The 26,755-nt window shown below is 64.2% G+C and carries 21 protein-coding genes; 17 read left to right on the forward strand and 4 right to left on the reverse strand.

Translation table 11 applies throughout. The features are described 5' to 3' along the window. Positions 1-205: 205 nt before the first annotated feature. The 4 genes from C7C56_RS15460 (at position 206) to C7C56_RS15475 (ending at position 2,692) form a co-directional block, all read left to right on the forward strand. Positions 206-1,114 (forward strand): ABC transporter ATP-binding protein, encoded by a 909-nt coding sequence (locus C7C56_RS15460; RefSeq protein WP_106758269.1) that lies wholly within the window; start codon positions 206-208, stop codon positions 1,112-1,114. Then, positions 1,111-1,887, forward strand: coding sequence for an ABC transporter permease (locus tag C7C56_RS15465; RefSeq protein WP_106758270.1), 777 nt, complete (start codon positions 1,111-1,113; stop codon positions 1,885-1,887). Before C7C56_RS15460 ends, C7C56_RS15465 begins: the two co-directional genes overlap by 4 nt. Positions 1,888-2,036: 149 nt before the next feature. After that, positions 2,037-2,303 (forward strand): antitoxin, encoded by a 267-nt coding sequence (locus tag C7C56_RS15470; RefSeq protein WP_106758303.1) that lies wholly within the window; start codon positions 2,037-2,039, stop codon positions 2,301-2,303. Positions 2,304-2,311: 8 nt separating this feature from the next. Beyond that, positions 2,312-2,692 (forward strand): type II toxin-antitoxin system VapC family toxin, encoded by a 381-nt coding sequence (locus C7C56_RS15475; protein ID WP_106758271.1) that lies wholly within the window; start codon positions 2,312-2,314, stop codon positions 2,690-2,692. 330 nt (positions 2,693-3,022) lie between these two features. Here C7C56_RS15475 and C7C56_RS28915 read toward each other — a convergent pair whose 3' ends face one another. Then, positions 3,023-3,574 (reverse strand): hypothetical protein, encoded by a 552-nt coding sequence (locus C7C56_RS28915; RefSeq protein WP_181373194.1) that lies wholly within the window; start codon positions 3,572-3,574, stop codon positions 3,023-3,025. On the opposite strand from C7C56_RS28915, the gene C7C56_RS15480 reads away from it, so the two are divergent. The 4 genes from C7C56_RS15480 to C7C56_RS15495 all read left to right on the forward strand — a co-directional run bounded on the left by C7C56_RS15480 (position 3,557) and on the right by C7C56_RS15495 (position 13,459). After that, positions 3,557-8,887 carry an alpha-2-macroglobulin family protein gene (locus C7C56_RS15480; RefSeq protein WP_181373195.1) on the forward strand — a complete coding sequence of 1,777 codons (5,331 nt, stop codon included), beginning with the start codon at positions 3,557-3,559 and terminating at the stop codon, positions 8,885-8,887. The two genes, C7C56_RS28915 and C7C56_RS15480, sit on opposite strands and share 18 nt — an antisense overlap. 127 nt (positions 8,888-9,014) lie before the next feature. After that, complete coding sequence (gene pbpC, locus C7C56_RS15485; protein WP_106758273.1) at positions 9,015-11,153, forward strand: penicillin-binding protein 1C; 2,139 nt, start codon at positions 9,015-9,017, stop codon at positions 11,151-11,153. A gap of 150 nt (positions 11,154-11,303) precedes the next feature. After that, on the forward strand, positions 11,304-11,555 hold the full coding sequence (locus tag C7C56_RS15490; RefSeq protein ID WP_106758274.1) for a type II toxin-antitoxin system Phd/YefM family antitoxin: 252 nt from the start codon (positions 11,304-11,306) through the stop codon (positions 11,553-11,555). Positions 11,556-11,875: 320 nt separating this feature from the next. After that, positions 11,876-13,459 carry a glycoside hydrolase family protein gene (locus C7C56_RS15495; protein WP_109246575.1) on the forward strand — a complete coding sequence of 528 codons (1,584 nt, stop codon included), beginning with the start codon at positions 11,876-11,878 and terminating at the stop codon, positions 13,457-13,459. A 46-nt stretch (positions 13,460-13,505) separates the two neighbouring features. Here the strand turns inward: C7C56_RS15495 and C7C56_RS15500 are convergent, their stop codons facing one another. From C7C56_RS15500 to C7C56_RS15510, 3 genes are all read right to left on the reverse strand, one after another. Further along, the gene (locus C7C56_RS15500) at positions 13,506-14,273 is read right to left on the reverse strand and encodes a hypothetical protein (protein ID WP_146204502.1); all 768 of its coding nucleotides are present in this window, start codon (positions 14,271-14,273) and stop codon (positions 13,506-13,508) included. Positions 14,274-14,370: 97 nt separating this feature from the next. Next, a complete protein-coding gene (locus C7C56_RS15505; protein ID WP_109246576.1) occupies positions 14,371-15,081 on the reverse strand; it encodes a hypothetical protein in 711 nt (236 codons plus the stop codon). A 465-nt stretch (positions 15,082-15,546) separates the two neighbouring features. Continuing rightward, positions 15,547-16,257 carry a hypothetical protein gene (locus C7C56_RS15510; protein WP_146204503.1) on the reverse strand — a complete coding sequence of 237 codons (711 nt, stop codon included), beginning with the start codon at positions 16,255-16,257 and terminating at the stop codon, positions 15,547-15,549. Positions 16,258-16,675: 418 nt separating this feature from the next. On the opposite strand from C7C56_RS15510, the gene nosZ reads away from it, so the two are divergent. From nosZ to C7C56_RS15555, 9 genes are all read left to right on the forward strand, one after another. Next, the gene (gene nosZ, locus C7C56_RS15515; RefSeq protein ID WP_106758279.1) at positions 16,676-18,610 is read left to right on the forward strand and encodes a TAT-dependent nitrous-oxide reductase; all 1,935 of its coding nucleotides are present in this window, start codon (positions 16,676-16,678) and stop codon (positions 18,608-18,610) included. A 68-nt stretch (positions 18,611-18,678) separates the two neighbouring features. After that, entirely contained in the window at positions 18,679-20,895 is a 2,217-nt protein-coding gene (locus C7C56_RS15520) for a 4Fe-4S binding protein (RefSeq protein ID WP_106758280.1), read from the forward strand. After that, entirely contained in the window at positions 20,892-22,160 is a 1,269-nt protein-coding gene (locus C7C56_RS15525) for a nitrous oxide reductase family maturation protein NosD (protein ID WP_106758281.1), read from the forward strand. Before C7C56_RS15520 ends, C7C56_RS15525 begins: the two co-directional genes overlap by 4 nt. Then, positions 22,141-23,073, forward strand: a complete 933-nt coding sequence (locus C7C56_RS15530; protein WP_106758282.1) for an ABC transporter ATP-binding protein — start codon at positions 22,141-22,143, stop codon at positions 23,071-23,073. The genes C7C56_RS15525 and C7C56_RS15530 overlap by 20 nt, the downstream gene beginning before the upstream one ends. Then, positions 23,057-23,893: an ABC transporter permease gene (locus C7C56_RS15535; RefSeq protein WP_219933167.1), complete on the forward strand. Its 837-nt coding sequence runs from the start codon at positions 23,057-23,059 to the stop codon at positions 23,891-23,893. The genes C7C56_RS15530 and C7C56_RS15535 overlap by 17 nt, the downstream gene beginning before the upstream one ends. Further along, positions 23,878-24,387, forward strand: coding sequence for a nitrous oxide reductase accessory protein NosL (locus tag C7C56_RS15540; RefSeq protein WP_106758283.1), 510 nt, complete (start codon positions 23,878-23,880; stop codon positions 24,385-24,387). Before C7C56_RS15535 ends, C7C56_RS15540 begins: the two co-directional genes overlap by 16 nt. 28 nt (positions 24,388-24,415) lie before the next feature. After that, positions 24,416-24,832 (forward strand): c-type cytochrome, encoded by a 417-nt coding sequence (locus C7C56_RS15545; RefSeq protein WP_106758284.1) that lies wholly within the window; start codon positions 24,416-24,418, stop codon positions 24,830-24,832. A 235-nt stretch (positions 24,833-25,067) separates the two neighbouring features. After that, positions 25,068-26,096 carry an FAD:protein FMN transferase gene (locus tag C7C56_RS15550; protein WP_106758285.1) on the forward strand — a complete coding sequence of 343 codons (1,029 nt, stop codon included), beginning with the start codon at positions 25,068-25,070 and terminating at the stop codon, positions 26,094-26,096. A gap of 242 nt (positions 26,097-26,338) precedes the next feature. Further along, positions 26,339-26,743, forward strand: coding sequence for a YbaN family protein (locus tag C7C56_RS15555; protein ID WP_106758286.1), 405 nt, complete (start codon positions 26,339-26,341; stop codon positions 26,741-26,743). Positions 26,744-26,755 lie beyond the last annotated feature (12 nt).

Here is a 26,755-nt window from a genome sequence, read left to right on the forward strand (position 1 = left end):
AAATATTGGCGGACGTAACAACATTGAGAGGTCGTTGGCTCGCGAAGGGGGGCGACAGATTTCCCCGGTTCCCGACTGCTGCTTAGACGCTGAGGACGGCATCTTTGCGCGTTCAGATCTGACAAATGTCATGCGACATCGCTGACGAAACCCACTTACGCCGCTTTGGTCGCACAAGCATACTGGTTTCACGGAGGAAACCATAATGCGCGATTCACAAAATATCAAAGAGACACTGGCCAGACTTGAAAACGTCAGCAAGTGTTACGGCAAGCTGAGAGCGCTCGATAGCCTGAGCTTATCGGTGAACGCCGGCGAAATGCTGGCCTTGCTGGGCCCCAATGGTGCAGGTAAAACGACGGCGGTTTCATTGCTGCTCAATCTGATTGAGGCCGACTCTGGAAGGGTCAGCCTGTTTGACCAGAATCCGAAGGAACTATCTGCCCGACAACGCATCGGCGTCATGCTGCAAAGCGCCGAACTGCCGGAAACCTTGCGTGTTTCGGAGTTGATTGCATTGACGCAGAGTTATTACCAAAAGAAACGTGCGGTCGCCGAAATCTGCGAGATGGCCGGCGTCGCCGATTTGCTTCCGCGTTTCTACGGCAAGCTGTCCGGTGGCCAACAACGCCGCGTGCAGTTCGCGTTGGCGATCTGCGCCAAAGTGGACATTCTGTTTCTCGATGAACCAACAGTGGGTCTGGATATCGAAGCGCGCGAAGCGATGTGGCAATGCCTGCGCAAACTGGTAGCGGAAGGCTGCGCGATTGTCCTGACCACGCACTATTTGGAAGAAGCCGAGGCCTTGGCGGACCGCGTCATGGTGATCGCGCATGGTTCGGTCATTGCCGAGGGCAGCGTTGAATCGATTCGTTCACGCGTTTCCCTGCGCCGCATTCGGTGCGTTAGCCAAATCGAAATCGAAAAAATCAAACAATGGCCTGGCATCGAAAGCGCAAGCCACGACGGCCAATACCTGATGATTCAAACGCAGGATGCCGAATTGGTGACACGCCGTTTATTGAATGAGGACGAAACCCTACAGCAGCTTGAAATCAAACGTGCCGGTTTGGCCGAAGCGTTTTTGGAATTGACCAGGGAGCAAGTCAAATGAACACGCCAACGTTGAGTTCGAACCTTTCATACAGCGTGTGGTCGGTATATGCGACCGAAGCACGTCTTGAATTCATTCGCATGTTGCGCATGCCGATGTTCGCCTTGCCGGCATTGTTATTTCCGGCGATGTTCTATTCGCTGTTCGGCTTGCTGATGGCGAGAGGCAAGGGGGGCGTCAGCGCCTATATGCTGGCGACGTATTGCATCTTTGGTGTGATGGGTCCGGGCCTGTTCGGTTTCGGCGTCAGCGTGGCGGTGGAAAAAGACCGCGGCTGGCTGACATGGCGTCGCGCGGTTCCGGCCCTTCCTGGCGCCTACTTCGTATCGAAGATGATCATGGCGATGATCTTCGCCTTCATTATTTTCCTGGAATTGGCCGTATTGGCAGCCACCTTGGGTGGTGTGCATCTTGAAGCCAGCCAATGGTCGCAGCTGATGTTGGTCAGCTTGTTGAGCTCTCTCCCGTTTTGCGCGCTGGGCCTGGTCATCGGGATACTGGTCAATGCCCAAGCGGCGCCAGCTGTCGTGAACTTCATCTATCTGCCGATGGCGTTTCTATCCGGGCTGTGGCTGCCGATCAGCTTGCTGCCGCAGTTTCTCGGTAAGCTTGCGCCGATCTGGCCGTCGTATCATGCCGCGCAAATTGCGTTGAAAGTGATTGGCGCCGATCTGGGAGCTCCGTTGTGGCATCACATCGCCTATTTGGTCATGTTCACCCTTGCCATGGCATGGTTGGCGGTGATGTTTTGGTCACGCATGAAAGTGAAATAAGGTACGGCTGAGGTTTCTTCATTTCAGAACGCGATCAAGGGCTATACGTTTTTGTTCAAGAGCTGGTATCGGTTATACAGAAACGAATAGCCGTCCCGTGTTTGCGTAGTATATACTTTAATATATACTCGCGTGGTATGGAGGACAAGATGCACAAGATCGCAAAAATATTCATGAACGGGAGCAGTCAGGCGGTGCGTCTTCCCGCCGAGTTTCGCTTCGACGCAAAGGAAGTGTTCATCCGGCGCGACCCGGTGACTGGCGATGTGATCCTGTCGCGCAGGCCGAATGACTGGACCGCCTTTCTCGAGGCGGTCAAAGGCGCCGACGTGCCCCCAGATTTCCTGGGCTGTAGTGAGCGGGCGCAAGGCGCCGTTGAGCGCGACCCTTTCGACGCCTGGAAGGAGACCGATTGATGCGGTACATGCTCGACACCAACACGGTCAGCGATCTGCTCAAGGGGGGCGCGACTGTCGCGCGTCTTCAGATGTCGCCTGTGGCGGACGTTTGTATTTCTGCGGTTACCGAGGGGGAGCTGCTGTTCTGGCTGGCGAAACGGCCTGGAGCGACGCGGCTGCATGCTGCTGTCCGTGAATTCTTGCGGCACGTCGAAAGCGTTCCGTGGGACAGCGACGCCGCTGCCTCCTATGGAACCTTGCGGGCGAGCATGACAAGCAGCGGAAAGGTTCTCGGCGCGCTTGACATGATGATAGCCGCTCATGCCTTGGCAATCGGTCTGACGCTCGTGACGCACGACCAGGCATTTTCGATGGTCCCCGGCTTACTCTTGGACGATTGGAACTGAAGGGTCCAAGCCGGAAAACGACGCCCGATGCCACGCGATAATTGTCGCTCACCACGCGTGCGTTTCGCGTGGCGCCGTGACGGGTCCCCTGATCTCCGGCGAACCAATGATCAATTGCCAAACGCCTATGCATGTGGGAGAATTTTGCACGAATTTCAACATTGGATATCCGACCTCATGACCCGGTACACGGTGCCGATCGATGAGATGAACCCATGTTCCGGCGTCTATGTGGAGCGCACGCTCCAAAAACAAGGAAATTACATGCAATTTGCGCGCGGTGTTGTGGCGACAGCCATCGTTTTTTCTGGACTTGTTTTTGCGCAGCCCTCAGCCGATCCGCGCGCCGTGGTGGAGTCTTTCAATCCCAAAGGGTCCATCAAAGATGTGCGCCAAGTCGCCGCCCGCTTCTCCGAACCGATGGTCGCATTTGGCGACCCGCGATTGGAACCGCCGTTCGACATCGGCTGCGCGGCGAAAGGAAATGGACGTTGGGCCGACGCCCGTAACTGGCTCTACGATTTCGAGTCCGATCTGCCAGCCGGGATCAAGTGCAATTTCAGCACCCGTCCCAAGCTCAAAGCCTTGTCCGGCAAAGACGTCAGTCCTGCCGCTTTCGACTTCAGTACCGGCGGTCCTTCGGTCCGCGAGACTTGGCCGCGAGAGGGCAACGAGGACGTAGACGAGGACCAGGTCTTTCTGCTCGGCCTTGATGCGGTGGCCGATATGGCCAGCGTGCGCGAGCATGCCTATTGCAGGACCAATGGACTCGGCGAGCGGGTGCCTCTGCAAATTATCGAGGGCAAAGAGCGCGAACAGATCCTTGCTGAACAAAAGGGCAAAGCCGGTGATTTTTTCCTGGTATTGAACAAACGCGGGCATGAGGGACTGCTGAAGGTCAAGGACAAGCGTCTCGACCAAGCCCCGCTCGCGCTGGTGGCGCGCTGCGGCCGCAAGCTTGCCGCCGGCAGCGAGGTGAATATCGTCTGGGGTGCCGGCATCCGCACCGCCACTGGTGTCGCCACCGACGCCGACCAAACCCTGCCCTTCAAGGTGCGCAAGGATTTTTCGGTCAAGTCCACCTGTGAGCGCGTCAACCCGAAAGCCGGTTGCATCCCCGTGGTGCCGATCTCGCTCAATTTTACGGCACCGGTCGACGCCAAATTGGCCGCCGCGATCGAATTGCGCGGCGCCGACGGCAAGGTGGTCCGCCCGACGCTCGATCCGCTGGAAAAAACCGTTCAATCGCTGACATTTAAAGGGCCGTTCGCATCGCGCAGCGAAGTGACCATCACGCTGCCTCCCGGATTTCAAGACGATGCGAAACGGCCATTGGCGAATGCGTCGTCGTTTCCTTTAAAAATACGCATCGACGACGATCTGCCGCTCATCAAATTCCCATCTCATTTTGGTATCCTGGAAGCCAATGCGCAGCCGGTTCTGCCGGTCAGCGTGCGCAACGTGGAGGCCACACTGAAGGGCCTGCAGGCCAAAGTCGCCGGCGGGGCGCGGTCCAGCGGCGATGGCAAGATTGCGCGCATCGACACCAGCAGCGACACCAGCATCGCCAACTGGCTCAACAAGGTGTTGACCCCGCCGCACCAAACGCGAAGCGACGAGCAGGAACAGGATCGGCCGCGCCGCGAGGGCGAGATCCCACTCCTGTTCGGCAAAAAGGATGGCGACTACACGGCCACACCGGTGACGCTGCCGCGCGCCGAGGGGCCGCGCACGCTCGAGCTGATGGGCATACCGTTGCCATCGCCAGGTTTCTACGTCGTGGAATTCGCCAGCAAACGCCTGGGCCAAGCTTTGCACGGCACCGAGAAACCGTATTACGCCTATTCCAGCGCGTTGGTCACCAATATGGCGGTGCATTTCAAACTCGGACGTGAATCGTCGCTCGCCTGGGTGACGCAGCTCGACAATGCCAAGCCGGTCAAAAACGCCGAGGTCAACGTGCTGACCTGCGACGGCGATCCCCTATGGAGCGGCAAGACGGATGGTGACGGCGTGGTGCGCATCAACGAGGAATTGCCAACCGATTATTACGCAAAGACTTGCCCCGGACTGTTGATCGTGGCCCGCAAAGAAAAGGACATGTCCTTCGCCCTGACCAGATGGAGCAACGGCATCGAACCATGGCAGTTCAATCTCGGTGGCGCAGGTTCGACAGATCCCGTCGTGGCCCATACCGTGTTTGACCGCCCCTTGTTCCGGGCCGGCGAAACGGTTTCGATGAAACACTTCGTGCGCACGCATACCGGTGCCGGTTTTGCCGGTCTCAAGCCGGAGCAGTTGGCCGGCAAGGCGACGCTGACCCACAATGGCAGCGACCAGGAGTACGAAGTGCCGATCACTTGGCGGGGCGGGGCGGGTGTGTCCAGTTGGGCCATTCCCAAGGAGGCGAAGCTGGGTAGCTATTCGGTCACGCTGGCTCTTGCCACGGGCGCGCGGCAATCGGGCAGCTTCCGTGTCGAGCAATTCCGCGTGCCGCTCATGAAGGCCGTGCTCAAGCCGCCCTCCAAGCCGCAGATCAGGGCAGCGCGCGTCGACGTCGATGCGCAATTGAGCTATTTGTCGGGCGGCGCCGCGGCCGGGGCGCCCGTCAAATTCCGCAGCAGGCTGGTGGCCTATCCGCTGCAGTTCCGCGACTACGACGATTTCACTTTCGGCGGCAAGGCGCCGAAAGTGGGGATCGAAGCGGTCGCGCCGTATTCCTACGATCCGGAGGAGGGCGAAAGCGGCGATGACGAATCCGGCGATGTGACCGCGCTCGTCGCAGGCTACCCGGTGCGCACCCGCAGCGCCACCCTGGACGCGAGCGGCGGAACGCGCGTGAGCTTCGACGGCCTGCCAAAGGCGGACGAAGCGCGCGCGCTCGAAGTGGAAATGGAGTACGTCGACCCGAACGGCCAAATCCTCACATCGGCGGCGCGGGTGCTGGTGCTGCCGTCGGCGCTGGTATTGGGCTTGCGCGTCGATGGTGGTTACGCCACCAAGGAAAAGATGTCGTTCAAGGTGCTGGCCTTGGATGCGCTGGGCCAGCCTCAGCCCAATCGCAAGATCAACGTCGATGCCTATCAGCGCAAGACGTATGCCTACCGCAAGCGCTTGCTGGGCGGCTTTTATGCCTACGAACAGACAGCCGAGGTCAAGCTCGTCGGCGAGCTTTGCAGCGGCAAGACCGACACGCGCGGCGTGTTGCAGTGCGCGGGCGAGTCGCCGGAATCGGGCGAGCTGATGTTGGTCGCCAAGGCGAAAGACGATGATGGCAACGTCGCGCAAGCGAGCAGCGAACTGTATGTCGCCGACGGCGATAACTGGTATGCCGCCTCGGCCAACGACCGGATCGACGTGTTGTCCGATAAACGCGACTACAAACCGGGCGAGACGGCGCGCTTCGAAGTGCGCATGCCTTTCCGCGAAGCGACCGCGCTGGTGACGGTCGAGCGTGAAGGCGTGCTCTATTCAAACGTGGTGTCGATCAGCGCCAAGTCGCCATATATCGAGGTTCCGATCGCAAAGAATTTTGGTCCCAACACCTATATCTCGGTCATGGTGGTGCGCGGGCGCATCGACCCTGAATCGACGCGGTATTCGTGGCTGCGGCGCCTGTTCAACCGGATCGGCGTGTTTCTCGGACTGGCAAAAAAACTGCCGGCCGATAGCGATACCCATCCGACCGCGCTGGTCGATCTGACCAAGCCGGCATTCAGGCTCGGCATCGCGCAGATCCGCGTCGGCTGGGACGCCTATGAATTGAAGGTCAAGGTCGAACCCGAAAAGCAGATCTACCGGGTGCGCGACCGCGCTTTTGTCAATATCCATGTGACCGACAGCGCCGGCAGACCGGCCGCCAATGCAGAGGTCGCGCTGGCGGCGGTGGACGAGGGCTTGCTGTCGCTGGTCTCGCCCACTTCCTGGAAACTGCTTGAAGCGATGATGCAGCGCCGTCCCGAGGAGGTGGTGACGTCGACCGCGCAGTCGCAAGTGATCGGCAAGCGCCATTTCGGCAAGAAGTCGGCCGCGCCCGGCGGCGGCGGCGGGGAGGGCGCCAACGCGCGCGAGCTGTTCGACACCCTGCTGCTGTGGAACCCGGCGCTGCGGCTCGACGCACGCGGCAACGCGCGCGTCGAAGTGCCGCTCAATGACTCGCTGACATCGTTCCGCATAGCGGCCATCGCCCACGGGGGCGACATGCAATTCGGCTCGGGCAGCGCCATCATCCGCACGACCCAGGACGTGATGCTGTTTTCGGGCCTGTCGCCGTTCGTGCGCGAAGGCGACCGCTTCGACGCCAGCGTGACGGTGCGCAACGGCGGCGACCGGCCCCTCACACTCGACGTGAGCGCCGGCATGAGCGTCGGCATGGGCGTCGAAGGCGGCGCGGCCGAAAAGCCGGTCGGCACGCAGCGCATCAGCCTCAAAGCCGGCGAGGCGAGCACGCTGTCGTTCCCGGCCACGGTGCCCTTCGATGCGCAAAAATTGAACTGGAACATAGCCGCGACCGAGGTCGTGGCGCCGGGCGCGCTCAAACCAGCCCGCGACGCGCTCAAGTTCGTGCAAAGCGTTGGCGCCGCACACCCGGTGCGCGTCTACCAACAGACGCTGGAGCAACTCGAGCCGGGCAAGGCGTGGAGCTTCCAGGTCCAGAAACCGGCGGGCGCGGTGGCCGGGCGCGGCGGCGTCGATGTGCGTCTGGTAAATTCACTGGGCGGCGAGTTGGGCGGCCTGCGCGAATGGATGACGCGCTATCCCTACACCTGCCTGGAGCAGCGCGCGTCGGTCGCGGTCGCGCTGCAAGACCCGGTCCGGTGGACCGGCGTCATGAACAGCCTGCCGTCGTTCCTCGACGGCGACGGCTTGGCGCGCTATTTCCCCATGGCCTGGCTGGCAGGCGACGATGCGCTCACGGCCTACTTGCTGACCATCGCCAACGAAGCCGGTTACGAGATCCCCGAGGCGCCGCGCAACCTCATGTTGCGCGGCTTGGAAAACTTCGTCGCCGGCCGCATCCATCGTTACGGCTCGCTGCAAACGGCCGATGTCGTCCTGCGCAAGCTGGCCGCGATCGACGCGCTGGCGCGCCACGGCCATGCCAAGCCGACCATGCTCGAGTCGCTCGAGATCGCGCCCAATCTGTGGCCGAGTTCGGGCGTGATCGACTGGATATCGGTGCTCACGCACCTGAAGGAGGTGCCGGACCGGGACCGCAAACTGGCCGAGGCGCAGCAGATCTTGCGCTCTCGCCTGATGTTCTCGGGCACCACGATGAGTTTCTCGACCGAAAAAAGCGACTACCTTTGGTGGCTGATGGTGTCGCCCGACGTCAACGCGGTGCGCGCCCTGCGCCTGATGCGCGACGATCCGGCGTTCCCGGCGGCGGACGCCGGCCGCCTCGCGCGCGGCGCCCTCGGCCGCCAGAGCAAGGGGCGCTGGAGCACCACCGTTGCCAATGCCTGGGGCGTGCTGGCGCTGCGCCATTTCAAGGACCGCTACGAAAACATACCGGTCAATGGCGGCAGCAGCGTCCAACTGGGCGACCAGGTGCGCCAATTGTCGTGGAGCGAGGCCGTTGCGGGGAGCGCCGGCGGCACCGGCGACCCGACCCTTGGCACGCCGATGGGGGCGGGACTGGCGGCCCACTTCGCGTGGCCAGCCGCGGCCGCCCCTTTGTCGCTGCAGCACGAGGGAGGGGGCAAGCCATGGGCCTTCGTCGCCTCGCGCGCCTCCTTGCCGCTTGAAAAACCTTTGTTCGCCGGTTACAGCATTAAACGCACGGTGACCCCGGTCGAGCAGAAAAAGGGCGGGACCTGGCACAGTGGCGACACCTACCGCGTGACCCTCGAGATCGACGCCCAATCGGACCGGACCTGGGTGGTGCTGAACGATCCGGTGCCGGCGGGTGCGAGCATTTTGGGAAGCGGGCTGGGCGGCGACTCGGCGCAGCTGGCGGCGGGTGGCAAGAAGCTCGGCTGGCAGCGGCCCGCGTTCGAGGAGCGCGCCTTCGACGGCTTCCGCGCCTATTACAGCTACGTGCCCAAGGGGAAATTCACGATCGAGTACACCGTGCGCCTGAACGGCGCCGGGCGTTTCGAAATGCCCGCCTCACGGGTCGAAGCCATGTACGCCCCCGAAATATTCGGCGAAATGCCGGTGGCGAAGATGGACGTGACCGCGGCGGGCAAATAGGGTGGATTGGCGCAAGTTGGCAAGGCCAAAGCTTAAGTGGCCCAAGCTTAAGTGGCCCAAGCTTGCATGGCGCAGGCCGGCATGGCGCGCACTATTCTTCCGCAAGAGGGTGTTGCGCGGTGCGCGAATGTTCGGGGCCTCCTGCGCCGTCCTGTGCGTCATCACCGCCGTGTTCGTTCTAACGGCGCGGGTGCCGCGTTACGAGCAGGTGCGCGATGCGCGCCGCAGTTCGGAGTCGGTTCTGCTCGACCGCAACAATGTGGTGATCGAACGCCTGCGCCTGGACCTCAAGCAGCGCATGCTCGAATGGATACCACTCGATGCGATGTCGCCGGTGCTGCTGCGGGCGGTGGTGGTATCCGAAGACCAGCGTTTCTGGCATCACATCGGGGTCGATCCGCTGGGGGTGGCCTCGGCGCTGGTCGACAATATCCATCGCAGCCGGGCGCGCGGCGCCAGCACGATCAGCATGCAACTGGCCAGCCTGATCGACCCGTCGACCAAGTCCGGCGCGCACAGCTGGCGTGGAAAACTGCGGCAGATGCGCAACGCCATGGCCATCGAGCTGCACTGGAGCAAACGCGAGATCCTCGAGGCCTACCTCAACATGGTGCCCTTCCGCGGCGAGCTGGTCGGCATCGACGCCGCGGCGCGCGGCCTGCTGGCCACCGGTCCCGGCGGCCTCAACAGCGCCGATGCGGCGGTGCTTGCGGTGCTCATCCGCGGCCCCGGCGCGAGCCGCCAAAACATCGGCCGGCGCGCCTGCGCGACCTTGCGCAGCATGCAGATGGCCTCGACCTGTGAGCGGGCGCAATTTACCGCGCGCAACCTGCCGCGCAAGGGCTACGCCATGCCCGGCGTGAACGATGCGCCGCATCTGGCGCGGCGCTTGCTGCGCGTGCCCGGCGAACAATTGCGCGTGACCATCGACGCCGATCTACAACGATTTGCCAGCGAAACCTTGCGCACCCACCTGGCCGAACTGGCCGGACGCCGGGTCGAAGACGGCGCCGTCGTCGTGCTCGACAATCAAAGCGGCGAGGTGCTGGCCTATGTCGGCTCGAGCGGCAAGTTTTCGAGCGCGTCGGAGGTCGACGGCGTGGCCGCCGAACGCCAGCCCGGATCGACGCTCAAGCCGTTCCTGTTCGGCCTCGCGATGGACCAGCGCTGGCTGACGGCCAGCTCCGTGCTTGACGACTCGCCGCTGGCGCTGAGCACGCCATCGGGACTGTACACGCCGCAGGACTACGACCGCCATTTCCGTGGCGCGGTGAGCGTGCGCACGGCGCTCGGTTCGTCGCTCAACGTGCCGGCGGTGCGTGCCCTGACCATGGTGGGCGTGGACCGCTTTCTGGGCACCCTGCGCGATCTGGGCCTGAGCAGCATGTCGCGCGACGCCGACCATTATGGCTTCGGCCTGGCGCTGGGCGGCGCCGAGACCAACCTGCTCGAGCTGAGCAACGCCTACCGCGTGCTCGCCAACGGCGGAAAATGGACGCCCGTGCGCTTCACCGACGGCCAGGCCCGGGACGCCGGACGGCAGGTGCTCAGTGCGCAAGCCAGTTTTATCGTGGGCGACATCCTGTCCGATCCGAGCGCGCGCGCGGTCACCTTCGGCCTCTCGAGCGCCTTGTCGACACGCTCCTGGGCCGCCGTCAAGACCGGCACCAGCAAGGGCATGCGTGACAACTGGACGATCGGCTACACGAACCGCTACACCGTCGGCGTCTGGGTCGGCAATTTCTCGGGCGAGCCCATGTGGGACGTCTCGGGCATCACCGGCGCCGCCCCGGTCTGGCGCGACATCGTCGAACATTTGCACGAACAAACCGGCGGTGGCGCGCCCGTGCCGCCGGCGGGCGTGCAGCGCCAGGACGTGGTGTTCAAGCCGGCGTTTGAAGCGGCCCGCAGCGACTGGGTCATCGCGGACGGCGTGCGGCCCGCCGACGCGAGCGTCACGCGGGAGTTGGTTGCCGCGCGCGCGCAGCTGATTGCGCCGCCAAATGGCGCGGTCATCGCTCCCGATCCCGACATCCCCGAGCGGCGCCAGTCATTGCTGCTGCAAGCGAGCAGCGCGGCCCGCACCTGCCTGCGCCTCGACGGCAAACCGGTCGCGCGCTGCGGGCAGAACATGGTGTTGCTCGCGCTGCCGCAGGCCGGGCGGCACGTGTTGACGCTCACCGATCCGGCGGGAAAGACGCTCGACACGCACGTGTTCGACGTCCGCGCTCTGGGCATGAGGTCCGCCACAGTTGTCTCAAAGTAGCGCTTTCGAGGCGGGCAGTCGTTTTTGGCCGCCACGAACGACGAACCTTCCTGGTCCGTGTGCGTCGGCTTTTTGGCGAGCGGCGCTTGGCACAAGACAGCGCATTTGCTAAATTCTTACCAAGTCTGAAATTGGGCGGCGAGGGTACAGATGAAAACATGGCAAATGCAAGAAGCGCAAGCGCGTCTATTTGAGCTTGTGAAACTGGTCGAAAGCGAAGGACCACAAGATATTACTTTGGATGGTCGATCAGTCGCGGTCGTGCTCTCACGGTCGGCGTATGAGAGCCTGTCAGGTAACAAAAAGTCGTTGGTGGAGTTCATGCGCCAGTCGTCGCTGTACGGACTTGAAGACATCGATTTCGAGCGAGATCAAAGTGTCACGCGCGGGGTCGGGTTTTGAGTTTTTTGCTCGACATTAACGTATTGTCGACAAGCGCCAAGCCACACGCTCGGCCCTTCCTTTGCAAGGACGTATAGGGCGCCATGTCCGTTGCCCAGCACTATCGGGAATCGACATGTTCGATACCTGTTGCCCTGATTTGCAGGTGCACCAATAATCATGATGCCGCCGATGCGTTTTCATCATTGCGCCGCCTCACCCAAAAGGACAGAATCCGCCCATCGAACCACACATGTGCAAACGCACGGAATGGAACCCATGGAACTACTGGCCGCGCCGATGCCGCTCCCTGATTTGGCGCCACTGGCCGCGGGAGCGCCATGAGGGGCTTATTGGCCGCGGCCTTGTTGCTCATTGCGTCCCTGGGCGCGCGTGCCGCGCCGGCGCTGGTGGTGCCGCCGTACCCGCAGGACCTCGACCTCTCGCGCGTCGAACGGCTGTACCGCTCCGAGCAATACCGGGTCGATGTCAAGCCGCACGGCGCGCCCGACAGCGCCTGGACCAGGACCTATGTATTCGAGACCCGCAACGACTGGGCGCTGCGCGATTTTTTCAATCCTGATCCGGCGCGCCGCCAGGACGTGCTGATTCCGGCCAACCGGACCGGCATGGTCGGCCCGATCCTGCCGGGCCGCCTCGACACCGGCAAGGCCGACATCCGCACCGCGTCGTTCACGCCGTTTTCGTTCGAGGGAATGGCCGTCGACGTGCGCATCACCCTGCTGGCGCCCGGCGCCAGCGCCAGGGACGTGGTGGTGCGTCCATTGCGCCGCCAGATTGCGGCGACCATCAGCGCGGACCGCCGCACGGTGGTGCTGACGCTGCAACGCGCGCAAAAGCTGTCGGTGGAGATCAATGGCCGCCTCGATCCCTTGTTTTTGTTCGCCGACGCGCCCGACGTGCCCGATACCGGCGCGACCCATTATTTCGGGCCCGGCGTGCATCGCCTGCCGGGCAACGGCACGCTCGAACTGGCCTCCAACGAGCGCGTGTACATCGCCGGCGGCGCCATCGTCGAGGGCCGCTTCAAACTCGCCAGTGGCAGCGGCAACATCACCATCCGCGGGCGCGGCCTGCTGTCGGGCGGCGAATGGCCGTTTGAACGGGTCGACCCGTCCTGGCAGTACACCGTGCCCGCCATCGGCGGCGATGGTTCGCACCATTTCACGCTTGAAGGCATCACGCTGGTCCAGAGCACCACCTGGCAGGTCGCGCTCGAAGACCGCAGCCCGCGCGGCGACGCGACCCACCACAATGTCTACCGCAACTTCAAGACCGTCAGCTGGAACGGCTGCACCGATGGCATCTGGATCACCGGCAACGACAACCTCATCGACGACGTCTTCATTTTCAACAACGACGATTTCTTCGTCACCACGGGCGGGCGCAACACGCGCGTCTCGAACTTGGTCGTGTGGGGCGGGGCGTGGGGACGCTTCATGCTGTTCCACCAGATCTTCCGCAACACCGCCCCCGTCGAGAACCTCGTCGTCGAACATGTCGACATGATCGGGCGCGAAGGCGGGGCCGCGATGTTTTTCCTCGAAGGCCAGAAGAACCCGCGGCAACGGCCGGTCAAGGCCATGCGCGACGTGCTGTTTCGCGACATCGTGTTCGAGGAGCGCCGGCGCCCGGGCAACAGCAACAACACGCCGTATAACGCGGCGCGCCTGTTCGACATCGACACCAGCCTGGTGCCGGGCGGGATCAGCAATCTGCGCTTCGAGGACATCGTGCTCGACCAGTTGCTGCCGGACGAGGGATTCATCCTTGGCACGCCGGCCTCCCCAGTGCAGGGGGTGACGTTCAAGAACGTCAGGGCAGGGGGGCGGCTGCTTCGCTCGCTTGGGCAAAGCAATATCCGCACGAACGCGTCGGTGGGCGGCGTGCGCTTCCTCGACTAGCGTGGCGCGGCGGCGCCCGGCTCAGGTGGCCTGAAACTCGCCCTTTTCAGCAGGCGATGGTGGGAATCGCCTTGATTTTGAATTTCATGGTTTTGGCGGTTTTGCCGCTGCCTCGCTTGAGGACCATCGTGGAATCCTTAGGACTGCTCGTCCCGGCGAAAAAAAGTTTGACTTGCGGCTCGCCGCTGGTCTTTGCCACTTGCTCGATCCGGATCAGCTTGAAGCCGGTCTCCGCCTCCGGCGTGGCGGTCCATCCATCGGCCGCCTTGCCGGAAGCGGTGACCTCGATATTGTCGCGCCCGTCCGCTTCCGCGGTCTGCATCCCGCCCTCGCCGAGCGTGAGCGCGACCGGCGCCCGCGTTGCCTTTTCCGTCGGCGAGGGGTAAACCATGTTCAATTTCATGGTCGCGTTCCAGCCTTTTGCGTTGTCCATTTTCACTTCGCTCGCGCCAAAACTCGATGCGTTGACATGCACCCACCTGAATTTCTTCGCGTCGTGGTCGATATCGACCCATGCCGGAATAATATTGCGCGAGCTGCGCATCTGCTCATGGCTGGGTTCGCCGAATATCGTCAGCGGCGCCATCATGCCTTGCTCGATATGCTTCAACCGCACCACTGCGTCTATCGGCACTAGAAACGAGGTGATCGCGCCGATGGGCGTGGTTTGTTCGGCAGGCCAGTGCTTGGTGGTGTCGCCCACGATCGGATAGTGCCTGACATTTTTTCGGAGCGTTTCGCCGGCCGTGCAAGCGGCTGCTTGAAATGGGGATGCGACGCTGGCCACGAGCAGGATCAGGGCAGACAATCTCATGATTGGTTTTTCCAAAGTTATACGGCGCGAAAGACGATTGAACCGGTTGGGACCCAATGGTAACGTCGGGCGGGCGGAAATGCCATCGACGGCGCGGTCAACGCGCAAATCGAAGACCGCACAACTTCACCCCGTCTGGCGCCGGCCACAGCACGACATCGTCGAGAACCAAATCGGCTCCCGTGATTTTGGCTGTGCCTTGCAGCCGCACGTCGGGAGGGACCTTGTTGCCCTTCTCTATACTGAATTCGACTGCTCCGCTGGACGCAACGTGGCGATACTCGCCCCAGTAGTCCTTGTAGGCCTCGAATGGGCGCTGCGTCACGCTGAACCTGCCGCCGGCGTCAAATACCAGTTCTTGTATCGGCTCATAGGGCATGCGCTCGACCGCACCGGCCTCGCATGGGCGTTCGGCAACCTGCCTCCAGGTGCCCTTGAGTGGATGCTGCCGCGCATCGAATGCGCGCACCTTGCCCCTGATGCGCTCTTTGCCCACGACCGCAGCGACCGTGATCAACGTACCGTCCGGTGTGCCTGCCTGAAATTCGATCAGGCCGGTCTTGCCGATCGATGCGTAGGGCGTCGTTTCAATCTCCCAGCCATCGACGCATTCGTCCGGCACGCTCTCGACAAAACCGGGTCTGTGTGCGCGCAAAACCGTGGCCTGAATCTGGCCGCCGGCTGGAACCTCCTGGGTCCTGTCCCACAGCATGAGGTGCCCGGACCCGGCGCAGGCGGCGGCCTTCTTGGGCTGGCGGACAGGCTGGTGTTGCCGCTCCCTTTTCGCTTCCTCGGCCGCGTTTTTCATGGCGGCGATTCTCGCCAAATCGGGGCGATGGCCTTCTCGAACGCTTGCGTAACAGGCATCATTGGCGCGCCTGGACCCGTTCCAACAATTGTCGTTAGCGCCCCCGGGATTCTCGTTCAGGCAGGCCGAGAGAACAAATGCCGCCCGCTGATGGCAGGGCGCATACTCGTTTGACGTTGGCGATGCGGTGGCCGGCGAGATGCCGCATGTGAGCAAAAACGCCAGGCATGGAAATCGCAATAGTGGTGTCATGTGGATTGCATCCTCGGGTGTCGAAAAAAGGAACTTCGCGGACCATTGCGCCCTCGCCACTTTGCTGATATTCCCAGCCGCGTCCCGCCATCCATCCCTTGCAAGCTGATTGTACATGTTGACCAGCGGCCATTCCACGGGAAAACGCCCCAGGCGCTAGCGCCGATGGCCGCTCCTCCGCCCTGCTGGTGAGGCCGACGCCATGTTCAATTCTCACACCGGGTCGACCGCCACCTTGATCGACTTGTAGAAAATGTCGCTTTTCGCTTCAAAAGCCGAGTCGATCCCGAAGAAGACCCAGATGTCGCCATGCGCGTCGCTGCTCACCGAAAGCGGCTCCGCGCTCTTGAGGATCTTCGACTGGTACACCTGCGGTCCGCAGTTTGGCACCGCGTTGGCGATATTGCCCAGCACTTGCGACGCCGGTCCTGGCGTGGCCTGGTTGCCGCGCTCGAGGTTGACGGTGTAGTAGCCGCCCGTGGTCAAAACGGTTTTTGGCTCCGTCGGCGCCGCGCCGGCCACCACGTAGACGCCTTCGCCCGGTGAGCCGCCCACGCCGACACAGTCTGCGGATTGGTCTGTGATGATCTCGATCTCAAAGCTTAGTTTGTATTGTTTGGACGGCGCGTAACCACCAAATTTCTTCTTGTTGTAAATGAAGAGGTCGTCGCTGCGATTGGTGCCGGCATTGTAGTAGGCGTTGCCCGACAGCGGTGCCGGAAGAGAGCGCAACTCCCAGACGACGTCGGCCGGTTCGGTCGCCGCCTCGTAGTCGGCGTAGCCACCCTGCCAGCCGTCGGCGCTGGTGCTGAACGTGGTGGCGATCTGGGGCGTCTGTTGCGGCGCATCGCTGCCGCTGCCGCAAGCGGCCAGAAGGGAGACCGACGCAAGCACGCCGGAAAAAAGTACATTGCGTAGAGTCATCGAATCACCTCTGGCGTGTGGCGGGACGTTTATATTAGGGCAGAGGTGGCGCGCAAAATAGTCGAGAATTGTCATGCAATTGTAGTTCGGCCGTCGGCGATCGCGTGCATCGCCTGTTGCGTGCCGGCCCGATTTCGATGACCAGCGGACGTCCCGCAACGTCAGAGATTCCGATCCAATCGCATGCGCACTCCTTGATCATCGGCAAAAGAAAACGGATTTTGCCGGCGGACATGATACCGTGCATGCCTCAGCGATCCATAGGCCAAAAGAACTAGCCGCACTACGCACTGCGGCGCGAGCACGCGCCATCATGCCAATAGGAAAATTCCTACCTGCTGTCTACACTCGGCCAGGTCAAAGCCCCGTGGTGCTCCACGGCAAGGCTGATTACCCACGCACACCGAGGAGAGTACAGATGGACAGCAAGAACGAATCGATCGACAGCACCGTTGAAACCGCCACGACGAGCCGCCGTGGCTTTCTGGGCAAGGGCGCAATGGTGAGCCTGGCCGGCGCGGGCGTTGTGCTCGGCCTGGCTGGATGCAAGGAAGACGGCCCCGCGGGCAAGGCCACCGCCGCGCCCGGCAAAGCCGGCGCGGCCGACGGCGGCCATGTGGCCCCCGGCCAGCTCGACACCTATTACGCTTTCATCAGCGCCGGCCACGGTGGCGAGGTGCGGGTCCTCGGCCTGCCGTCAGGGCGCACCCTCAAGCGCATCCCGGTCTTTAACACCGACTGCATGGTCGGCTGGGGCGTCACCAACGAGTCGAAGGCGATCATGGGCACCAAGGCAGATGGCAGCCTGCGGTACACCACCGGCGACACCCACCATGTGCACGGCAGCTACAACGACGGCACCTACGACAGCCGCTGGCTGTTCGTCAACGACAAGATCCACTCGCGTCTGGCGCGCATCCGCATGGACATCATGGAGTGCGACAAGATCACGGCGATTCCGAACGTGATGGGCTTCCACGGCATCTTCCCCGACAAGCGCGACCCGGTCGACGCCGCCATCAACCACACCACGCGCGTGTTCTGCGGCGCCGAATTCCACATCCCGCTGCCCAATGACGGGCGCGACCTCGACGATCCGTCCAAATGGGGTTGCCTGTTCACCTGCGTCGACGCCGCCACCATGGAGGTGCGCTGGCAGTGCCGCATCGACGGCAACATGGAGCTGCTGGCCACCTCCTACGACGGCAAGCTGGCCGCGGCCACCCAGTACAACACCGAGGGCGGCGCCGACCTCGCCGGCATGATGTCGGCCGAGCGCGACGCCTGCGTGTTCTTCGACATCGCGCGCATCGAGGCGCGCATCAAGGCCGGCAGCTTCACCACCATCGGCGGCTCCAAGGTGCCGGTGGTCGACGGGCGCAAGCTGGCCAACGCCGACCCGAAAACCGCGTTGACCTGCTACGTCCCGGTCGGCAAGAATCCGCACGGCGTCAACGCCAGTCCCGACGGCAAGTATTTCGTCTGCGCGGGCAAGCTCTCGCCGACGGCGACCGTGATCGAATTGGCCAAGGTGTTGCAGTGGTTCAACGGCGAGCTCAAGGCGCCGCGCGACAGCGTCGTCGCCGAGCCCGAACTCGGCCTCGGCCCCCTGCACACCGCCTTCGACGGCAAGGGCAACGCCTACACCTCGCTGTTTCTCGACAGCCAGGTCGTCAAGTGGGACGTGGCGCTGGCGATCGCCCAGTTCAATGGCGACAAGAGCGTCAAGCCGATCATCGACCGCGCCGACGTCCACTACCAGCCCGGCCACGGCTACGCGTCGATGGGCGAGACCAAGGATGCGGACGGCAAGTACTTCAACTCGGGCAACAAATTCTCGAAGGACCGCTTCCTGCCGGTCGGCCCGCTCCATCCCGAGGCCGAGCAGATCCTCGACATCAGCGGCGCCAAGATGGTGCTCGTGTCGGACCACACCGCGTACCCGGAACCGCACGACGGCATCATCGTCAAGCGCGAATTCGTCAAGACCAAGCAGGTCTCGCTCATGACCGACTTCCCCAACGCCGTCACGGCCGAGACCGCGGGCATCGAGCGCAAGGGCAACAAGGTGCACGTGCGCCTGATGTCCCAGGCGCCGTCGTTCAGCATGCCGGTCATCAAGGTCAAGGTGGGCGACGAGGTGACCCTGACGCTGACCAACCTCGACAAGGTGGAGGACCTGACCCACGGTTGCGCGATTCCAAACCACAACATCAACTTCATCGTTAATCCGCAGGAAACCAAGTCGGTCACCTTCAAGACCGATCAGGCCGGCGCCTACTGGATCTACTGCACCCACTTCTGCCACGCGCTGCACCTTGAAATGCGCAGCCGGCTGCTGGTCGAGGCGTAGGCGGCGCGGATGGGAGGCGCATCGGGAGCCGCACGGGGCGCAGCGCGGGTAGCCGCATGGGTAGCCGCATGAGGCGCGGCGCGCGCGCCTGGCCGGCCTGGCTGTTGCCGTTGGCATCGCTGCTGGCATTGCTGTCGATGCTGGCGGCCGGGCCGGCGCGCGCCAACGTGTACGACGCCGAGCTGTCGCAGCAACTGCTGCACGGCCCGGACCTGTGCGCGCACGCGCCGTGCCGCGACGTCATGCCGCAGGCCGGCCGTTTCTCGCTGCGCAAGGGGCGGCCGAGCTACGTCGAAGCCTTTGCCGGCGGCCCCGGCGAGGCCGAGCGCCTGGTTGGCTATGTCTTTTTGTCGACCGACGTGGTCGACATTCCCGCGTACTCAGGCAAGCCGATCGTGACCTTGATCGGCATGGATGGCGCCGGCGTCATCACGGGCGTGCGCATACTCAAGCATTCCGAACCGATATTGTTGGCCGGCATCCCGGAGTCGACGCTGCTCAAGTTCATCGCCCAGTACGTCGGCCAGCGCGGCGACGCCAAACTCGAGATCGGCCGCGGCGGCGGTGCTGGCGGCGCGGTCGGGCTCGACGCGATCAGCGGCGCGACCGTCACCGTCATCGCCGAGAACCAGGTCATTTCGCGCAGCGCCTACGAGATCGGCCGCCAGGTCGGCATCTTCAAGCGCGAGCCGCGCCCGCCGCCGCGCTACACGGCCCTCGACGAGCGCCTCAGCTGGGACCAGTTGCTCGCCGAGGGCAGCGTGGCGCGGCTGCAAGTCGCGCCCGGGGAGGTCGGCCTCGACGGCGACGGCCCCTACATCGACATGCACTTCGGCCACCTCAATGTGCCCTCGGTCGGCATCAGCGTGCTCGGCGAGCAGGTCTACAAGCGCCTGATGGCAGAACTCAAGCCCGACGAGCAGGCCATCTTCATCATCGCCAACGGCGCCGTCTCGTTCAAGGGCTCGGGCTTTGTGCGCGGCGGCATCTACGACCGCATCCAGGTGCGCCAGGATCCGCAAAGCTACACCTTCCGCGACACCGACTACCAGAACCTGTACGGGGTGCAGGCCGCGGGCGCGCCGGCGTTCACCGAATCGGCGGTGTTCATCGTCCGCTCCGAAAACTTCAACCCGGCCTGGCCGTGGCAGCTGGCCTTCCTCGCCAACAAGGCCGAGGGGCAGAGCGGGGCAAAGACCTTCGTCCACTTCGACCAGCAATACTGGCTGCCGTCGCGCTACCTGGTGGGCGGGCGCCCGCTCGTCGAGCGGCCCGAGGCCGCGTGGCGCGCGATCTGGCGCGGCAAAATGGTCGAGATCGTCCTGTTCCTGTGCGTGCTCGCCTTCACCGCCGCCATGTATTCGCAGCGCGACACGCTGGTGCGCATCTCGTCGCGCAAGCACAAGCCGTGGATCGAGCGCCCGCGCCACGTGCTGTGGCTCGTCAGCGTGGTGTTCCTGGGCTTCTACCTCAAGGCGCAGCCGAGCATCACGCAGGTGCTGACCTGGTTCCATTCGCTGCTGCACCAGTGGAAATGGGAGCTGTTCCTGTCGGACCCGTTCATCTTCCTGTTTTGGTGGTTCATCATCGCCAGCGTGCTGGTGTGGGGGCGGGGCGTGTTCTGCGGCTGGCTGTGCCCGTTCGGCTCGCTGCAGCAGCTCGCGCTCAGCGTCGGCAAGTTCGTCGGCCTCGGACGCTATCAAAAACTGCTGCCCAAGCGGATCCACGACAAGCTGCGCTGGCTCAAATACGGCGTCTTCGCGGTGCTGCTGGGCGTGTCCTTCTTTTCGATGGAGGCGGCCGAGCAACTGGCCGAGATCGAGCCGTTCAAGACCACCTTTATCGTCGGCGTTTGGAACCGGACCTGGCCGTTCTGGATCTTCGTCGGCGCCATACTGGGCTGGTCGTTCCTGAGCGAGCGTCCCTACTGCAAGTACCTGTGCCCGCTGGGCGCCGGGCTGGCGATCCCGGGCAAGTTCCGCCTGTTCGGGCTCAAGCGCAAGGCCGAGTGCACCACCTGCCACGCCTGCGCCGCCGGTTGCGGCTCGCACGCGATCGACAGCGCGGGCCGGATCGACCAGATGGAATGCATGCTCTGCCTCGACTGCATGATCCTGTACTACGACGACCATGCGTGTCCGCCGCTGGTCGGCGAGCGCAAGCGCCGCGAGAAGCACGGGCTGGCCTTGACCGCGATCGACGCCGGCGGCTACTTCATCAAGCTCGAGTCGGTCAAGGACGCGCTCGCCGAGCGCGCCGGCGACGTGGCGGGCAAGCCGCCATGAGGCATTCTCACGCCGCCGCCGTCGCCGGCCTCCTTTTGGCCTTGTCCAGCGCCGGCGCCGATGGCGCCGAGCTGCGCGTGCGGCCGGGGCAGTCGATCGCGGCCGCCATTTCCGGCGCGGCGCCCGGCGACACCTTGCTCATCGCGCGCGGCAACTACAACGAACATCTGCTGGTCGACAAGCCGCTGACCCTGCGCGGCGTGGGCCGGCCCACCATCAGCGGCCAGAACAGTGGCGACGTGATCCGCGTCACCGCCAGCGACGTCACCATCGAGGGCCTGATCATCCGCGACAGCGGCGCCGACATGGACGCGCAAAACGCGGGCGTGTACGTGGTGCCCGGCGCCGACCGCTTCACGCTGCGCGACTGCGTGCTGGCCTACACTTTGTTCGGCCTGTGGCTCGAAAAATCGCACCACTCGAAGGTGATCGGCAACACCATCACCGGCAAGCGCGACCTGCTGTCGGCCGCGCGCGGCAACGGCATCCAGGTCTACAACACCACCGATGTCGAGGTCATCGACAACAACATCAGCTACGCGCGCGACGGCATCTACGTCGACATCTCGAGTCGCGCCCTGTTCCGTGGCAACAAGATCCACCACGTGCGCTACGGCACGCACTACATGAACACCAACCACAGCACCTGGGAGGGCAACGAGTCGTACCTGAACCGGGGCGGCCTGGCGCTCATGGAGGTGCGCAACCTGGTGGTGCGAAACAACGTGGCCTGGGGCAACGAGGACCACGGCATCATGCTGCGCACGATCCAGGACTCGGTCATCGAGCACAACGTGGTGGCCGGCAACGGGCGCGGCTTCTTCGTCTACGACGCCGAGTACAACGTGCTGCGCAACAACGTGGTCATCAACAACCGGGTCGGCGTGCACCTGTCGGCCGGTTCGTCGAACAACGAGGTCGGCGCCAACGACTTCATCGGCAACGAGGAGGCGGTCAAGTTCGTCGCCTCGCGCGACGTCGCCTGGGGCGTCAAGCAGGGCAACTACTGGAGCAACTACGGCGGCTGGGACCAGGACGGCGACGGCGCCGGCGACGTCCCCTACGAAGCGAGCGACCTGGTCGACCGCCTCAACTGGCAATACCCCTTGGTCAAGCTGCTCATGAGCAGCCCGTCGATCCAGACGCTGCGCTTCGTGGCGCGCCAGTTTCCCGTGCTGCGCGCGCCGAGCGTGGTCGAGGCGCACCCGCGCATGCGTCCGAACAACCCGAATTGGAGCCGCTGGAATGACAAACACCCCCGTTGAACTCGACGCCGTCAGCAAGTCGTTCGGCCAGGTCGAGGCGGTGCGTGAGGTTTCGCTGGCGATCGGCAAGGGCGAGATGTTCGGCCTGATCGGCCACAACGGCGCCGGCAAGAGCACCTTGTTCAAGCTCATGCTCGGCTTGCTGCCGGCCAGTGCGGGCAGGGTGCGGGTCGGCGGCGTCGACGCCGCCAGCGCCCAGTTCCGCCAGGTGCGGCGCCGCATCGGCTACCTGCCCGAGACGTTCGTGAGCTACGACAACCTGAGCGGGCTCGAGGTGCTGCGCCTGTTCGCCGACCTCAAGGGCGTGCCGAGGGCGCACTGCCCCGAACTGCTCGAGCGCGTCGGCCTGGCCGGCGCCGGCGCGCGCCGCCTGCACACGTATTCGAAGGGGATGCGCCAGCGCCTCGGCTTCGCGCAGGTGCTGCTGGGCGACCCGGAGTTGATGTTCCTCGACGAGCCTACCAACGGGCTCGACCCCGAGGGCATCGCCGGCTTCTACGTGATTTTGCGCCAGGCGCGCGAGCGCGGCGCCACCATCGTGATCACCTCGCACATCCTGGCCGAGATCCAGCACCGGGTCGACCGCCTGCTGATCCTCGACGGCGGCCGGGTCGGCGCGCTCGGCACGCTGGCCGAACTGCGCGCGCGGCACGTGCTGCCGTCGACGATCGAGGTGCGGCTGCGGCCCGGCCAGGCGGCGCTGGCTGCGGGATTGCTCGCGCACCTGCCCGGCGTGGTCGTCACGGCCGACGCCGGCGCCGACACTGGGCACGCCAGCATCGCCTGTCCCGCCGCGCAGAAGGCGCCGGTGCTGGCCTTGCTGGCGCCGGCGCTGCTCGAGGTGGCGATCCACGAACCCTCGCTCGAAGACCTTTTTCTCGGCTATGGAGGCAAACATGCGCGGACCCATTGAATGGCGCCAGGTGCGCGTGATGGCCGCCAAGGAGTTCCGCGACCGCATTCGCAACCGCTGGGTGCTGGCAGTGGCGGTGATCTTCGCGCTGTTCGCGCTGGCGATCGCCTATTTCGGCGCCGCCCAGCAGGGCGCGGTGGGCTTTCGCAGCATCGACGTGACCGTGGCCAGCCTGTCGAGCCTGGTGATCTACCTGGTGCCGCTGATCGCGCTGATCCTCGGCTACGACGCCATCGTGGGCGAGCGCGAGCGCGGCTCGCTCGAGCTGATGCTGTCGATGCCGATCAGCCGCTTCGAGGTGTTGCTGGGCAAATACCTGGGCCTGGCGGCGGCCCTGAGCGGCGCCACCGTGCTCGGCTTCGGCGCCGGGCTGCTGCCGCTGGCCAACGAACTGACGGTGCGCGACGGTTTCCACTACGCCGGCTTCGTCGGCAGCGCGATCCTGCTCGGGCTCGCCTTCCTGAGCATCTCGATGCTGGTGTCGGTCGTCGCGTCCGACCGCGTGCGCGCCAGCGGCGTGGCGATCGCGCTGTGGTTTTTCTTCGTGCTCATTTTCGACCTGCTGCTGATGGGCGCGCTGGTGCTCAGCGACGGCAGCCTTGGCAGCGGCGTGTTCGCGGCGCTGTTGATGCTCAATCCGGCCGACGTGTTCAGGCTCATGAACATCTTCAGCTCGGAGCAGGCGCAGAGCATGTACGGCCTGGCGACGGTGATGCCGGAGCGCCTGACCGACCCGGCCGTGCTGCTGGCGATCATGGCCGGCTGGATCGTCATTCCCTTTTTGATCGCCCACTGGAGGTTCACATGCCAACAAAAATAATGCGCCGCATCACAACCCTGGCGGCGGGCGTGCTGCTGGCCGCGTGCGGCGAGGCCGCGCTGACGGTGGTGGCCGGGGAGCCGGGCGCCGACACCGCGTGCGCGCTCGACGGCATGGTGCTGCGGGACTTTCCGGGTCCGAAGGCGCAGATCCATTACACCGAGGGCAAGGCCGACTATTACTGCGACCTCATGGAGTTGTTCACGGTGCTGCAAACGCCCGAGCACAAGCGCAAGATCGCGGCCATCTTCGTGCAGGACGCGGGCAAGACCGATTGGGCCCAACCGGACGGACACTGGATGTTGGCGAAGGACGCGCTGTTCGTCGTGGGCAGCCGCAAGCAGGGTTCGATGGGGCCGACCTTCGGCGCGTTCTCCAACGCGCGGGATGCGGCGGCCTTTGTGCAAAAGGAGGGCGGCAAGGTGGTGCCGTTCGACCAGGTGACGGCAGAAATGCTCGACAAGGGTGGCGCGGCAGGCGACGCGGGCCACTGATTTTTTTTGACTTTTATAGGTGGATATCATGAAGAACAATACTTTGCTGGCGCTGTTGATGGCGGGCGCGCTCGGCGCGTGCGGACAGAAGGCGCCGGCGCCGGAAGCGGCGGCCGCCGACCCGGCCGCGGTGGTGGTCGTGGCGCCTGTGGTGGCGGAGCCGGCGGCCGCGCCGGTGGTGGTTGCGGCCAGCGCCGCCGACCTGGCCATCGGCGAGAAGGTGTACGGCACTAGTTGCGTGTCGTGCCATGGCGCGGCGGTGCTGGGCGCGCCCAAGCTGGGCGATAAGCCGTCGTGGACGCCGCGCATCGCGAAGGGCGCCGATGCGCTCTACAAGAGCGCGGTGGAGGGCATCAAGATGATGCCGCCGCGCGGCGGCAATGCTGCCCTGAAGGACGAGGAGCTGAAGGCGGCGGTCGACTTCATGGTCAGCAAGGCGATCTGACGCGCCGATAACTCAATATCTAGATCTACGTCATCCCCGCGAACGCGGGGACCCATGCTGAGCATGCAGTTATGCGCCCTCCAAAATTTTGGACAAACGGTTCCCAGCCTTAAGTTTGAACTCTGCGTATAGGTAAGCGCAGCATGGGGCAAACGCATGCGTTTGCGTTTTCGCGGGGAGTCATTTCTGCCAATGGCAGGAATGACGGCTGATTTAATTTAATCGGATATTTTCCATGCGACCCCTACGTATCATGCTGGCCGCGCTTTTGATGCTGGTTAGCACATCCTGCACCCAGGCGGACACCACCCACAGCACCACCGGCCGCGTGTTCGGCACGGTCGTCGAGGTGCGCATCCACGGCGGTTCGCCCGAACGCGCCGCCGAACTGAGCCGCGCCGTGCTGGCCGAATTCGACCGCCTGCACCACAAATTCCACTCTTGGCAGCCGAGCATGCTCACCGCCCTCAACGACGCCATCGCGCGCGGCGAGCCGTTCACGGCGGACGCCGAAATGGTCGGCCTGCTGCAGTCGGCGACGGTGCTCGCCGAGCGCTCGGACAACTTGTTCAACCCTGCGATCGGCCACCTGGTCCGCCTATGGGGCTTCCAAAGCAGCACCTTCGAGCGGCGCGACCCGGCGCCCGCTCAGATCGCGCGCTGGGTCGCGGCCAATCCGCGCCTGTCCGACCTGCGCTACCGGGGCACGACCATCAGCAGCACCAACGACGCCGTCATGATCGACCTGGGCGGCTACGCCAAAGGCTACGCGCTCGACCGCGCCGCGCTGATCCTGCGCGCCGGCGGGGTGAAGGCGGCGCTGGTCAACGTCGGCGGCAACGTGCTCGCCATCGGCAAACCCGGCGCGCGACCATGGATGGTCGGCATCCGGGACCCGCGTGGCGACGGCGCGCTGGCCAGCGTGGCGCTGCACGACAACGAGGCGATGGGCACCAGCGGCGACTACCAGCGCTATTTTCTCAAGGACGGCAAGCGCCACCCGCATATTATCGACCCGCGCAGCGGCCAAACGGTCGACCTGGTCGCGTCGGTGACGGTGATCGCCGCCGGCGGCACGGATGCGGGCCTGCGCTCCGACGGCAACTCCAAGCCGCTGTTCATCACCGGGCCGGCCGGTTGGGAGGCGATGGCTTCCAGGATGGGGCTCAAGGAAGTGCTGCTGATCGACGCCGACAAGCGCTTCCTGATGACGCCGGCGATGCGCGCGCGCTTGGCCGGGGCCGGGGCAGGGCGCGCCAAATAGCGTGCCGCGGACAAGTCCTGCGCGCAGAGGCCGGCGCTGTCGCCGCCCAAATAGCGCGTGCGCGTTGACGGACAAGATGGATTGCAGCGGCGCAACGGCGCAGCGCGCTACAATGCGCCTTCGATCACACCGCCATCGGCTTCGCCCATGAGATTGACCGCCCATACGCCTTGTGCGCCGCCTGCCTTGCCCGTCCTGCCGTGCGCGACCCGCGCGCTGGTGACCGATCGGGCCGGCCGCGGATGAAACTCGCGCTCAACGTCGCCGGCGTGCTTTTCGTCCTGCTCGGCCTGATCGGCGCCTTCCTGCCCCTGCTGCCGACGACGCCATTCCTGCTGCTTGCGGCCGCGTGCTTCGCGCGCGGTACGCCGCGCCTGCACAAGTGGCTGCTGACCAATCCGGTGTTCGGCAAGTACCTCGACGACTACGAGCAAGGCAGGGGCATCCCGGCCAGGGCGAAGGTGCTTGCATTGTCGATGATGTGGAGTTCGCTCGTGCTGGTGATGTGGCGCTACGACGTCTTGCTCGCGCGGTTGTTGCTCGCGGCCATGGGCTGCGCGGTCAGCGTCTATCTGCTGCGCCTGCCCACGCGCGTCGCGCGGGAGCGTCAAGACGCGGACGCGCCAGGCGGCGGGGCGCCCGACTGAAGCCCCCGGCAC

This window comes from Massilia glaciei (assembly GCF_003011895.2).
In the GTDB taxonomy this organism is placed as follows: Bacteria; Pseudomonadota; Gammaproteobacteria; order Burkholderiales; family Burkholderiaceae_D; genus Telluria_A; species Telluria_A glaciei.

What these genes read in the sequence shown, in the direction of transcription:
- C7C56_RS15460 (WP_106758269.1), top strand. Translation starts at nt 206, where the DNA reads ATGCGCGATTCACAAAATATCAAAGAGACACTGGCCAGACTTGAAAAC.
- C7C56_RS15465 (WP_106758270.1), top strand. Translation starts at nt 1,111, where the DNA reads ATGAACACGCCAACGTTGAGTTCGAACCTTTCATACAGCGTGTGGTCG.
- C7C56_RS15470 (WP_106758303.1), top strand. Translation starts at nt 2,037, where the DNA reads ATGCACAAGATCGCAAAAATATTCATGAACGGGAGCAGTCAGGCGGTG.
- C7C56_RS15475 (WP_106758271.1), top strand. Translation starts at nt 2,312, where the DNA reads ATGCTCGACACCAACACGGTCAGCGATCTGCTCAAGGGGGGCGCGACT.
- C7C56_RS28915 (WP_181373194.1), bottom strand. Translation starts at nt 3,574, where the DNA reads ATGCCCGCGTTTGTTCAATACCAGGAAAAAATCACCGGCTTTGCCCTT.
- pbpC (WP_106758273.1), top strand. Translation starts at nt 9,015, where the DNA reads ATGTTCGGGGCCTCCTGCGCCGTCCTGTGCGTCATCACCGCCGTGTTC.
- C7C56_RS15490 (WP_106758274.1), top strand. Translation starts at nt 11,304, where the DNA reads ATGAAAACATGGCAAATGCAAGAAGCGCAAGCGCGTCTATTTGAGCTT.
- C7C56_RS15495 (WP_109246575.1), top strand. Translation starts at nt 11,876, where the DNA reads ATGAGGGGCTTATTGGCCGCGGCCTTGTTGCTCATTGCGTCCCTGGGC.
- C7C56_RS15500 (WP_146204502.1), bottom strand. Translation starts at nt 14,273, where the DNA reads ATGAGATTGTCTGCCCTGATCCTGCTCGTGGCCAGCGTCGCATCCCCA.
- C7C56_RS15505 (WP_109246576.1), bottom strand. Translation starts at nt 15,081, where the DNA reads ATGAAAAACGCGGCCGAGGAAGCGAAAAGGGAGCGGCAACACCAGCCT.
- C7C56_RS15510 (WP_146204503.1), bottom strand. Translation starts at nt 16,257, where the DNA reads ATGACTCTACGCAATGTACTTTTTTCCGGCGTGCTTGCGTCGGTCTCC.
- nosZ (WP_106758279.1), top strand. Translation starts at nt 16,676, where the DNA reads ATGGACAGCAAGAACGAATCGATCGACAGCACCGTTGAAACCGCCACG.
- C7C56_RS15520 (WP_106758280.1), top strand. Translation starts at nt 18,679, where the DNA reads ATGAGGCGCGGCGCGCGCGCCTGGCCGGCCTGGCTGTTGCCGTTGGCA.
- C7C56_RS15525 (WP_106758281.1), top strand. Translation starts at nt 20,892, where the DNA reads ATGAGGCATTCTCACGCCGCCGCCGTCGCCGGCCTCCTTTTGGCCTTG.
- C7C56_RS15530 (WP_106758282.1), top strand. Translation starts at nt 22,141, where the DNA reads ATGACAAACACCCCCGTTGAACTCGACGCCGTCAGCAAGTCGTTCGGC.
- C7C56_RS15535 (WP_219933167.1), top strand. Translation starts at nt 23,057, where the DNA reads ATGCGCGGACCCATTGAATGGCGCCAGGTGCGCGTGATGGCCGCCAAG.
- C7C56_RS15540 (WP_106758283.1), top strand. Translation starts at nt 23,878, where the DNA reads ATGCCAACAAAAATAATGCGCCGCATCACAACCCTGGCGGCGGGCGTG.
- C7C56_RS15545 (WP_106758284.1), top strand. Translation starts at nt 24,416, where the DNA reads ATGAAGAACAATACTTTGCTGGCGCTGTTGATGGCGGGCGCGCTCGGC.
- C7C56_RS15550 (WP_106758285.1), top strand. Translation starts at nt 25,068, where the DNA reads ATGCGACCCCTACGTATCATGCTGGCCGCGCTTTTGATGCTGGTTAGC.
- C7C56_RS15555 (WP_106758286.1), top strand. Translation starts at nt 26,339, where the DNA reads ATGAAACTCGCGCTCAACGTCGCCGGCGTGCTTTTCGTCCTGCTCGGC.